Source organism: Alcanivorax sp. HI0044 (assembly GCF_001634945.1).
On the sequence record NZ_LWEZ01001657.1, the window covers coordinates 1 to 1,072 of the forward strand.

The following is a 1,072-nucleotide window of genomic DNA, read 5'->3' on the forward strand; positions in this document are numbered from 1 at the left end:
TTGCCACCCCATCAGCGGGTAGAATTGCGGGGGCCCTCACCGCTAATTGCGGAGATCCGCGAACTGGTCAGTGAGGACAACAGAGAGACAAGGTCCTAAGAATGACGCCGACGCTTGCGCCATCCTCCCGCGTACAACTTACCGACGACGGTAAGCTTCGCCATTTTCTCACCACTGAGCACCTCCCCCGTTCCTTGCTGGAAGATATTCTCGATACCGCAGCAAGCTTTGTGGATGTGGGTGGCCGGGCGATCAAGAAAGTCCCCTTGCTGCGCGGCAAGACCGTGGTGAACCTGTTTTTCGAATCCAGCACCCGTACCCGCAGCACTTTTGAGCTGGCGGCCCAGCGGCTCAGCGCTGACGTGCTCAACCTGGATATTGCCAAGTCCGCCACCAGCAAGGGCGAAACCTTGCTCGATACCCTGCGCAACCTGGAAGCCATGGCGGCGGACATGTTCGTGGTGCGCCACCAGGATTCCGGGGCGCCGTTTTTCATTGCCAACGAAGTAACGCCCAACGTGGCGGTGATCAATGCCGGTGACGGGCGCCATGCCCACCCCACCCAGGCCATGCTCGACATGTATACCATCCGCCACTACAAGGGCGGGTTCGGCGGGCTGAAAGTGGCCATCGTCGGCGATATCCTGCATTCCCGGGTGGCGCGCTCCCAGGTTCACGCACTGAATATTCTCGGTGCCGAGGAAGTCCGTTTGATCGGTCCCAGGACGCTGCTGCCGGTGGATGCGGAAGCGTTGGGCGCCACCGTGTTCACGGATATGGCCCAGGGCCTGAAAGACGTGGATGTGGTGATCATGCTGCGCCTGCAGAAAGAGCGCATGGATTCGGCCCTGCTGCCCAGCGAAGGCGAATTCTTTCGTCTCTATGGCTTGAACAACGACAAGCTTCATTTCGCCAAGGATGACGCCATTGTCATGCACCCCGGCCCGATAAACCGGGGAGTGGAAATCGCCTCGGAAGTGGCCGATGGCCCCCGTTCGGTGATTCTCAACCAGGTCACCTTCGGCATCGCCGTGCGCATGGCCGTCATGTCCATGGCCATCAGCGGCCAGGA

General features: G+C 60.4%; 1 protein-coding gene. It reads left to right on the top strand.

The annotated features are described in order from the left end of the window. Positions 1–101: 101 nt before the first annotated feature. The coding region (locus A3730_RS24905; protein ID WP_063539210.1) for an aspartate carbamoyltransferase catalytic subunit at positions 102–1,072 on the top strand (971 nt) is incomplete at its 3' end.